The sequence below is a fragment of the Kocuria sp. ZOR0020 genome (assembly GCF_000800955.1).
GTDB lineage: Bacteria > Actinomycetota > Actinomycetes > Actinomycetales > Micrococcaceae > Kocuria > Kocuria subflava.
The window spans coordinates 1-1,085 of sequence record NZ_JROX01000186.1 but is presented as its reverse complement, the minus strand read 5'-3'; the positions used below and the strand labels follow the sequence as shown (position 1 = coordinate 1,085).

General features: G+C 67.1%; 1 protein-coding gene. It reads right to left on the bottom strand.

Going from position 1 to position 1,085, the window contains the following annotated elements; translation table 11 throughout:
• The coding region (locus L979_RS11080; protein WP_047692275.1) for a DnaJ C-terminal domain-containing protein at positions 1-971 on the bottom strand (971 nt) is incomplete at its 3' end.
• Positions 972-1,085 lie beyond the last annotated feature (114 nt).

The window sequence follows — 1,085 nt, the reverse complement described above, 5'->3', positions numbered from 1 at the left end:
GCGGTGGCCGCGGCGAAGGCCTCCACGGCCTGCCGGGCGTCGTCGTCGAGGTCCTTGGGGACCTCGATCTCGACGGTCACGATCAAGTTGCCGGTGCCCTTCTTGGTGGTCACACCCTTGCCCTTGACCCGCAACTTGCGTCCGGAGCTGGTACCGGCGGGGACCTTGAGGGACACCTGATGGCCGTCCCACGTGGGCACCTTGATGGTGGCCCCCAATGCCGCCTCGGGGAAGCTCACGGGCACGGTCACGGACAGGTCGTCGGTGCCCTCACGCCGCGCAAACACGGGGTGCTCCCCCACCTTGACGGTCAGGATGAGGTCCCCGTTGCCACCCGGGCCCGTGTGGCCCTTGCCCTTGAGCTTGAGCTTCTGTCCGTCGCGCACGCCCTGCGGAATGCGCACGGTGGTCGTCGAACCGTTGCCGCGCTGCAGCTTGACCGTGGTGCCCTCCATCGCGGAACGGAAGGGAATCACCGTGCTGGTGGTGATGTCCTCACCCTTGGGCTGCGGTGCCTGGTAACGCGGGTCGTAACCACCCGTGTAGCCACCGGCGCCACCGTAGCCCCCGCTTCCACCGAAGCCCCCGAAACCGCCTCCACCGAAGAGGTCCTCGACGTTGATGTTCTGGGCACCGCCCGTGGAGTAGCGCGCACGGGTGCGCCCGCCTCCGAAGACGTCGCCGAAGAGGTCCTCGAACCCGGCGCCGTCACTGCCGCCGGCGAACCGGGCACCCGTACCCATGGCACGGATCGCGTCGTACTCCTTGCGTTCCTCGGGGTCGGAGAGGACGTCGTGAGCCTCCGAGACCTCTTTGAACTTCTGCTCCGCCGCGGCATCCCCGGCGTTGCGGTCAGGGTGGTACTTCTTGGCGAGCGTCCGGTACGCCTTCTTGATCCCGGCATCGGTCGCCTCCTTGGAGACGCCCAGCACGTCGTAAAAGTCTTTGTCGATCCAGTCCTGGCTGGCCATGACGCCTCCTTTCAGGGGCAGGTCGTGGGGATTGTTCTGTGTGTTTGTGCTGTGTGGCGGTTCTGCGCGGCTGTTCCGCGTGAGTTCCGGGACGGGGAGGTTACGACGACGGCC